Here is a 6,358-nt window from a genome sequence, read left to right as displayed (position 1 = left end):
GCGGCCTGGCGTGCGGGCTGGGGGGGCGACGGGAGTGGGACGGCCCGGGAAATGCCGCGTGGCGACCTCGCTGGCTGGCTCCTGCTGGCGGTGCCCTACGTCCCCGCCGCCGGCATCGTCGGGTTGATGCTCGGTCGATCGCGGACCGGCGTTGTGCTCGACCCGGTCGAGATCGTGATCGGGTCGGCCCTGGTCGCCGCGGTCCTCGTCCGGCAGATGGTCACCCTGCGGGTGAGCCAGCGACTGGTCGCGCAGGTTGGGCACGCCGAGCGCGAAGTGCGGCACTGGACCTCGCACGATCGGCTCACCGAGCTCGCGAACCGCACGCTGTTCCACGAGCGTCTCACCGATGCCCTCGCCGCCAGCCGCCGTGACGGTCGGGACGTCGCCGTCCTGTACTGCGACCTCGACGACTTCCGCATCATCAACGACAGCCTCGGCTACGCCGCCGGGGACCATCTGCTGCGCGCCGTCGGCCAGCGCCTGCGGCACTGCGTGCGTGCTTCGGACACCGTCGCCCGGTTGGGCTCCGACGAGTTCGCCGTACTGCTTGACGGCGGGCGGGAGCTGCCCGAGACGATCGCCGAACGCGTGCTCGCGGCCCTGCGCCAACCCGTGTCGGTGGGCGGCCACCACTGGCCCGTGCGGGGCAGCGTGGGTCTGGTCGTGGCCGGTCGTACCCAGGAGACGACCGAGGTCCTGCTACGACGGGCCGACACCGCCGTGCACGCGGCGAAGCGGACGGGCAAGAACCGCCTGGTCGTCTACCGGCCAGGATTGGGTTCCACTCCCGGCGCCCATCTCGTCGCCGGCACCCATCTGGCCGACGCGCTGGCCACCGCGCTGCGCCGGGGCGGTCGATCGGCCGGGTTCGACGTCCACTACCAGCCCATCGTGCGTCTGGGTGACCGCTTCCCGGTCGCGCTGGAGGCGCTGGCCCGGTGGACGGCGCCTGGCCGCGGACCGGTGCCGCCCGGCACGTTCGTCGCGGCCGCGGAGAGTGGCGGCATCGTCGGCGCGCTGGACGACATGATTCTCACCCAGGCCTGCGCGGAGATCGCGATGGCCTACCCGGACTCCGCGCTTCGCCTGCACGTGAACGTCTCCGCCAGCAGGGTCACCGACATGACCCTGCTCGACAGCGTCGCCCGCGCGCTCGCCGCGAGCCGTTTCGATCCCCGCCGGCTGGTCGTCGAGATCACCGAGACGAGCCGGATCGACGACCTGCAGGGTGCGCGCGAGGTGCTTGACGAGGTGCGGGCGCTGGGCGTCGCCGTCGCCCTCGACGATGTCGGTGCAGGCAACAGCACGCTTGCCGCGATGCACCTGCTACCGGTGGACGTCGTCAAGCTGGATCGGACTCTGCTCGAACCGCCGCAGGACGGGGGGCGGGTGACGGCGATGCGTCGCTCAATGATCACCTTGGCGCATGCCCTTGGCGCCGTCGTCGTCGCGGAAGGCATCGAGCATGAAGGTCAGATCGCCGAGCTGGAGGAGCTCGGCTGCGAGCTGGGCCAGGGTTACCTGTTCGCGCGGCCGGCTCCGCTGCCCCTCGCACCGACGCGGCCGTGGGCCGCCTACGGCGGCCAGCTGCCGGCCGCCGAGCCGGCCCGAGGGGCGGACCCTGCTGCCTGACGACTCCGTCCCGAGGCGGTGCCCTGACCCGGCCCCCACCGGGGCCGGGTCAGGGCACCGCTGCCCGGCCGACCAGAAGAGCCGCCGCCGTTGCTCCGCCAACCCCCAGGCCGCGCGCCTGTGCGAGATCATCGACGGTATCGACGTCGCGTCGTAGCCCGGGTACCGAGGATCCGAGGGCGTCGGTCAGGTCCACCGCCCCTGAGCGGCGGTGCGCGACGTGGCTGTGCGGTCCGAACGACGGTCTCAGCGGCGCTCCGGTGGTGGCGGTGAGCAACACGGTGCCCGTGCCGGCGGCGTCGGCGAGGACCGCGCGGCGGTAGTTGCCAGCTGCGGCCAGGGCCCGGTGCAGCTCCGCGGTCCGCAGCGCCGGCAGATCCCCGGACAACGCCGCCAGTGGATGCCCGGGCCAGCGGCCGGCCGCAAGCTCCGCGCCATGCGCCAGCGCCGGATTGAGGCCCTGGTCGGGGGTATCTGGAACGACGACGAGGCGGGCGCGCATCTGGGTCGACAGCGCGGGGGCCGGTGACGGACCCGCGCCGTCTCCGGCGCTGAGGTCATCCTGGTCGCGCAGCCGCGACAGCGCCCGGCGGAACGTCTGATCATTTGTCACGATCACCACGGCGCCGACGAGGTCGGTCGCGGAGGCGAGTACGGCCGTCACCGTGTCGATGGCCATTGCGAGCGCCAGCAGGCTCCGATCCGGCCGGTCCAGCCGGCTCTTCGCCCGCGCCAGGTTCTTCAACGGCAGAAGGACCGTCCAGGACGCCCCGCCTTGTGGGAGCCACACGAAGGTGACCATAGGCCATGGCGCGGCGCGGCGTGGCGCGGCGCGGGAGAGTCGGCCGCCGCCACGCCTTGACCGTGGGGTGAACGTCGTCCGTAGGCGTATCTCCAGTGTTCGCCTCCAGTCGCTGCCTGTGTTGATCGTGCGGGCGGCGAGCGCGGCCCTTCGCCGAGCGTGGTCTCACGTCGATGGAGCCGTGGCAACGTCCCTGGTGGGCGGCAACGTCGCTGGTGAGCGGCGCATCCTGCGCGATGCCCGCCAGAGCGGCGTCTACGGTCGAGTGTGAGGACGCGGTGGGCACGCCATCGCGCAGCGTCGGGGTGCTTGCAGCACCGGACGTAGACGCCGGTCCCGTGACCCACCGGAGGGAATCATTACCGCCGATCCCAGCAACAACCGGTCCGAGAACGCCGCGAGCGGGGTCGTGGCCCCGGCCGCGGCCCAGCGGGCCGGGGCTCGCAACGGTGCGACCGCAGTCGGTCGCCGCACTGCCCCTGGGAGGAGGAGGTGAGGCGGGTGGCGGTGCTGACCGCCGGGTCGTGGGGGACCGTCTTCGCGAAGGTCCTCGCGGACGCGGGCGCCCAGGTCGACCTCGTCGCCCGGGATCCGCAGGTTATCCGCTCGATCAACCACCGGCATGTCAACCCGCGATATCTGCCCACGGTTCAGCTCCCCGACCGGATCCGGGCGACGGCCGATCCGGGCGACGCGCTGGCGGGTGCTGAGCTCGTGGTACTGGCCGTGCCCTCGCAGGCGTTGCGCTCGGTGCTCGCCCGCTGGGTGTCACGGATCGCGCCCGATGCGATCTACGTGAGCCTGATGAAGGGGGTCGAGGCGGGCAGCCGGCTGCGGATGAGCCAGGTCATCGCGGAGGTCGCCGGAGTGGCGCCGGACCGGATCGCCGTCGTCAGCGGCCCGAACCTGGCACATGAGATCGCCGCGGAACATCCGGCGGCGACCGTCGTCGCCAGCGCCTCGACCCGAACGGCGGAGATCGTCCAGACTGCCTGCTGGACCCCCTACTTCCGTCCCTATACGAATCATGATGTGACCGGATGCGAGCTTGGTGGGGCGGTGAAGAACGTGATCGCCCTTGCCGCCGGAATGCTCGAGGGAATGGGTTTCGGCACCAACAGCCTCGCCTCCCTGATCACCCGAGGTCTTGCCGAGACGTCGCGGCTCGGCATCGCGCTGGGCGCGGAACCGATGACCTTCGCCGGCCTGGCGGGGCTCGGTGATCTCGTGGCGACCTGTGGCTCGCCGCTGTCGCGTAACCGGACCTTCGGCGAAAAGCTGGGGCGTGGGCTCAGCCTGGCGCAGGTGGAGGCGGAGCAGCGGCAGGTTGCGGAGGGGGTTCGGTCCTGCCGGCCGTTGCTGGCCATGGCCGATCAGCTCGGCGTCTCGATGCCCATCACGCAGCAGGTCGAGCGGGTGCTTTACGAGGGTCTGCCGCCGCTGGAGGCGGTCAAGGATCTGATGAGCCGGGAGCCGGGGCCGGAGTACCGAACTCATCGGTGACGCCGGTCAGGCGGGGAACGCCCCCGGTGACGGGCTGGCCGAGCTCGGTCAGCATCCCCAGCACGACGTCGACCTCGGCGATCCGCGGGACCCGGGTCAGGGTGCACGGCTGTGGAGTGAGCAGGGTTGCCACGAGCAGCCTGGTGACCGAGTTCTTGGCGCCGGACGCCTCGACAGAGCCCCGTAGCGGAGCACCGCCGCTGTGCGGTACCACCGGTGGTCCACGCCTGCCTGCGTGGTCACTGCAGCACTGTCCGACCCCACGGGCTACCTCCCACGGCGATGATGTGGATGCGTCAAGTGCGGCTACCTGCGGTGACGATATCCGTGATCTACCGGGCCGATCCCTCTCCCGAGGGGGAAACCAGCCGCCAGCGCCCCACTGACGTACTCCTTCGCGGCCCGGACGGCCTGCGTCGGCGAGTCGCCCTGCGCCAGCCTCGAGGCGATCGCGGAGGCCAGCGTGCACCCGGTGCCGTGAGTATGCCGCCGGTCCATCCGGCGGCCGCGCAGGAGGATCTCCGTGGACCCGTCGGTCAGCAGATCGACCGCATCGCCCTGCAGATGACCACCCTTGATCAGCACCCAGCGCGGGCCCAGCGCGAGCATCGCCGCGGCGGCCCGGGGCAGATCGGCCTCGTCTCGCACGATCACCCCGGTCAGGAGGCGGACCTCGTCGAGGTTCGGGGTCGCGATGGTAGCGCGCGGCATGAGCTCCAGGCGGACGACGTCGACCGCGTCGGGAGCAAGCAGCGGGTCGCCGTGTTTCGACACGCCCACCGGATCGACCACGACCGGTGCGTCGACGCGGTCCAGCTCCGCGGCGACGAGGGCGACCAGGGCGGCCGAGGACAGCATGCCGGTCTTGACCGCGTCGACCCCGATGTCGTCCACCACCGCCCTGATCTGGGCGCGTACCGCCGCGGCCGGCAGATCCCACACCCCGTGGACGCCCAGTGAGTTCTGCGCCGTCACGGCGACGATGGCGCTCATCCCATGTACGCCGAACGCGAACATCGTCTTGAGATCAGCCTGAATCCCCGCGCCGCCGCCCGAATCGGAGCCCGCGATGGTCAGCACGCGCGGCGGCGCCACGGCCGGCGCGGTGATGGGAGCGGGTTCGCTCACGGGACGCCCGGAACCTTCATGTGTCTCCTCGAGCTTCACTATGCGTAGCGAGAATCGTGGTTGCCATCACAATCGGGTACGAGACCGGGCCGCTGCACCCCAGGATTGGGGCCGGATGAGCGTGCGGGGGGCGTCGACCGACGCCCGTCGGTCGAGTCGAAGAAATTCCTCGGCGTCAGAGGCTCTCATCCGGCCCGTTTGCCTGTTACCTTCTGTCGGCCCGTAGTTCTGCTCGACGGGCTGTTGACGTCCGACGAGGGAGCGTCTGTGGTCCACGCGTACATCCTTATCCAGACCGAGGTCGGCAAGTCCGCGTCGGTTGCCAAGGAGATCGAGCAGATCCCCGGGGTCACCCAGGCAGAGGACGTGACCGGTCCCTACGACGTCATCGTGCGTGCTGAGGCGCCCACGGTGGACGACCTGGGCAAGATGGTCATGTCGAGGGTGCAGTCGGTTGACGGCATCACCCGCACGCTGACCTGTCCGGTCGTCCATTTTTGAGAGCCTGTGCCCGCGGTCCGGTGTGGAGGGTGGCGGGCGTGCGGTGCACCGTCGGCCGACGGCCGACGGCTTATTCGAGGAAATGGGCAGGATAGCGGGCTGGCTCGCACCGCCAGCCGGCAGCAGCTGTGATCGGTAGGGAGACGATGGTCGCCCGCCGGGCGGCCCCCTGGGCGTCCACGATCGGATATGTCAGTAGTGGGTTGTGAAGTGGTGGGTTGTGAAGTGGTGGGTCGGGCGGCAGTGGGTCGTGACGAGCAGGGCACTGTCTGGCGGGCACTGACCCGTCTTCGGGTCTCGGTGTCGCGCAGGGCGACCGTCGGACTCACCGTCTGCGGCACCGTGGGATGCCTGCTGCTGACGAGTTGCGGTGGGCTCGGACCGGTCCGACTGACCAACGTCCCGGTGCCGGCGTCGGCCGACCATGCGACCTGCGCGGCCCTCATCGGGGCGTTGCCCTCTTCACTCGGCCACGACCTGGACCGGCGCCGACTCGAGCCACCGCGTGACTCCGCGGCGGCCTACGGTCGGGGACCGATCGTCCTCACCTGCGGAGTAGCGGGTGTGCCGGCGAGCTATCGGCGGGACTCGATGCTGTCGGAGGTCGACGGTCTCGGGTGGTTCGTGGAGAAGCTCGGGGAGACCCTGCGGTACTCGACTCCGACCCGCTCGCCCCACGTCGTGCTCACCCTGCCGGTTTCCGCCTCAACCGAGGTGCAACCCTTCGACATCCTCGTCTCCGTCGGCCCGGCGGTACGGGAACACAGCGCGTCGACGGCGCCCTGAGGG

The 6,358-nt window shown here is 71.0% G+C and carries 6 protein-coding genes and 1 pseudogene; 4 read left to right on the top strand and 3 right to left on the bottom strand.

All coding sequences use genetic code 11. The annotated features are described in order from the left end of the window. Window positions 1–1,635, top strand: a 1,635-nt coding sequence (locus tag NBZ85_RS05370) for a putative bifunctional diguanylate cyclase/phosphodiesterase (RefSeq protein WP_261561569.1), incomplete at its 5' end; no start/stop codon positions are given. A gap of 49 nt (window positions 1,636–1,684) precedes the next feature. On the opposite strand, the gene cofC is transcribed toward NBZ85_RS05370, so the two are convergent. Beyond that, window positions 1,685–2,437, bottom strand: coding sequence for a 2-phospho-L-lactate guanylyltransferase (cofC, locus tag NBZ85_RS05365; protein ID WP_261561568.1), 753 nt, complete (start codon window positions 2,435–2,437; stop codon window positions 1,685–1,687). 492 nt (window positions 2,438–2,929) lie between these two features. On the opposite strand from cofC, the gene NBZ85_RS05360 reads away from it, so the two are divergent. Further along, window positions 2,930–3,940, top strand: a complete 1,011-nt coding sequence (locus tag NBZ85_RS05360; protein WP_261554639.1) for an NAD(P)H-dependent glycerol-3-phosphate dehydrogenase — start codon at window positions 2,930–2,932, stop codon at window positions 3,938–3,940. Window positions 3,941–3,968: 28 nt separating this feature from the next. Here NBZ85_RS05360 and NBZ85_RS05355 read toward each other — a convergent pair. Further along, window positions 3,969–4,204: pseudogene (locus NBZ85_RS05355) on the bottom strand (carboxyvinyltransferase); the annotation flags it as partial. Between the two features lie 42 nt (window positions 4,205–4,246). Then, entirely contained in the window at window positions 4,247–5,068 is an 822-nt protein-coding gene (thiD, locus tag NBZ85_RS05350; RefSeq protein WP_261554640.1) for a bifunctional hydroxymethylpyrimidine kinase/phosphomethylpyrimidine kinase, read from the bottom strand. A 267-nt stretch (window positions 5,069–5,335) separates the two neighbouring features. Here thiD and NBZ85_RS05345 point away from each other — a divergent pair, with 267 nt between their 5' ends. Both NBZ85_RS05345 and NBZ85_RS05340 read left to right on the top strand, forming a co-directional pair. Then, window positions 5,336–5,569: an Lrp/AsnC family transcriptional regulator gene (locus NBZ85_RS05345; RefSeq protein ID WP_009742309.1), complete on the top strand. Its 234-nt coding sequence runs from the start codon at window positions 5,336–5,338 to the stop codon at window positions 5,567–5,569. A 243-nt stretch (window positions 5,570–5,812) separates the two neighbouring features. Next, entirely contained in the window at window positions 5,813–6,355 is a 543-nt protein-coding gene (locus tag NBZ85_RS05340) for a DUF3515 domain-containing protein (protein WP_261554641.1), read from the top strand. Window positions 6,356–6,358 lie beyond the last annotated feature (3 nt).

It is taken from the genome of Frankia tisae, assembly GCF_025403405.1.
Lineage (GTDB): Bacteria > Actinomycetota > Actinomycetes > Frankiales > Frankiaceae > Frankia > Frankia tisai.
The sequence above is the reverse complement of the archived record's forward strand: the minus strand, read 5'-3'. Positions and strand labels throughout refer to the sequence as shown.

Bases quoted from the DNA above. Each gene is read 5' to 3' on its own strand.
- cofC (WP_261561568.1), bottom strand. From the start codon at position 2,437: ATGGTCACCTTCGTGTGGCTCCCACAAGGCGGGGCGTCCTGGACGGTC.